At 71.2% G+C, this 1765-nt stretch carries 2 protein-coding genes; both read right to left on the reverse strand.

Features of this window, described 5'->3' with window-relative positions; all coding sequences use genetic code 11:
• Nucleotides 1-139: 139 nt before the first annotated feature.
• Nucleotides 140-901, reverse strand: a complete 762-nt coding sequence (locus tag ACFWGZ_RS40800; protein ID WP_382456942.1) for a helical backbone metal receptor — start codon at nucleotides 899-901, stop codon at nucleotides 140-142.
• Nucleotides 901-1569: an NADPH-dependent F420 reductase gene (npdG, locus tag ACFWGZ_RS40805; RefSeq protein WP_382456943.1), complete on the reverse strand. Its 669-nt coding sequence runs from the start codon at nucleotides 1567-1569 to the stop codon at nucleotides 901-903. The genes ACFWGZ_RS40800 and npdG overlap by 1 nt, the downstream gene beginning before the upstream one ends.
• Nucleotides 1570-1765: the final 196 nt, after the last annotated feature.

Here is a 1765-nt window from a genome sequence, read left to right on the forward strand (position 1 = left end):
GCTGGCGGCCACGGACCGGTTCCGCGACTAGCTCGGAACGACCCACTTCGCGCTGAAGGTGGGGCCGGCGTTGCGGAACTGGAACGCCGGCCCGCCGGAGACCCGGCGCCGCCGCGCCCGCGAATCCGCCCGGGGCTGGTCAGCCCCGGCCGTGGCCGAGGGCCCGCTCGAGACTCGCGCGCGCCTCCACGAGCGACGGCCCGTACCAGGTCAGGTGCCTGCCGTTGACCAACGCGTACGGCAGCCCGGGAAAGCTCTCCGGCCCGTCCTCGTGCGTGAACTCGTACGGCTCGTCGGGCAGCACCACGAGATCGGGCCGCCGGTCGTTCAACTCCTGCAAGGCGGGCCGCGGGTACCGTTCCCCGTCGGAGGCGTAGAGGTTCTCGATCCCCAGGCGCCGCAGCACATCGGTGGCGAAGGTGTCCCGCCCGGCCACGATCCACGGTCGCCGCCACACCGGCACCACCGCGGTGAGCACGGCGGGTTTCTCGTCCCGCCACAGCTCCTCGGCCCGCACGAGCCACTCGGGTTCGAGGTCCCAGGCCAGCCCGAACAGCCGGCGCAGCGACGCCAGCGCCATCGGCACCGCGGCGGGCGCCTCGGTGACCCAGACCGGAACCCCGTCGGCCCGCAGGCGTTCGACGTCCTCGGGCCGGTTCTCCTCGGAGTTGGCGACGACGAGGTCGGGCCGCAGCTCCAGCACCTTCCCGACGTCCGGGTACTTCGACCCGCCGACCCGCCCGACGTCCAAACCGGACGGATGGGTGCAGTAGTCGGTGGCCCCCACGAGCGCCGAGGGAACGCTGACCGCGACGGCCTCGGTGATGGACGGCACCAGGCTCACGACCCGCCGGGGCCGATCGAGCGGCACCGGCTCACCGAGGTCGTCGACGGGGAGCATCAGACGCCCGTGATCTTCAGCCCGGCGTGCGTCTTGTACCGGCGGTTGACCGCGATGAGGTTGGCGGTGAACGCCTCGACCTGGTGCGCGTTGCGCAACCGCCCGCCGTAGACCCCGCGGAACCCGGGAACGAGCTCGGCGAGCTCCCGAACGGCGTCGGTCGCCTCCCGGTCGTCCCCGAGCACGAGCACGTCCATGTCCACTTCGGACACGCTCAGGTCGGCCAGCAGCACGGCGGACACGTGGTGGAACGCGGCCGTGACCCGCGACTCGGGCAGCAGCAACTCGGCCTGCTGAGCGGCGCTGCCCTCGGTGACCGGCAACGCGAACGGCCCCTGCTTGTCGAACCCGAGCGGGTTGACGCAGTCGATGACGATCTTCCCGGCCAACTGGTCCCGCAAGGAGGCCAGCAGATCCCCGTGCCCGTCCCAGGGCACGGCGACGAGCACGACGTCGGAGTCGGCGGCGCAGTCGGAGTTGTCGGCCCCCCGCACATCACCCCCGGCGATCTCGACGATCTCCTCGGCCGCCAGCGAAGCCCGATCGGCACTGCGCGAACCGATGATCACCTTGATCCCGGCCTTGGCCCAGCGGATGGCGAGCCCCTTGCCCTGAGCTCCGGTGCCGCCGAGGACGCCAACGGTGAGGTCACGAATCTCTGCTGTCACCCCTGCATCTTCACACGACCGACGACCCCCTGTCGGACCAACGTGACCCTGCGCTCAGAGCAAAGCGAGAGAGGGGAAGCCAAGTCGACCGGAGCAAAGCGAGCTCCAGCGGTGGGTGCCCCGTCACGAGTCGCACCTCAGCTCTTGCTGCAACGAGGCAGGGGTGTCAAGCGGGCACGCTTTTCGCCCGCTTGAC

It is taken from the genome of Lentzea sp. NPDC060358, from assembly GCF_042725365.1.
GTDB lineage: Bacteria > Actinomycetota > Actinomycetes > Mycobacteriales > Pseudonocardiaceae > Lentzea.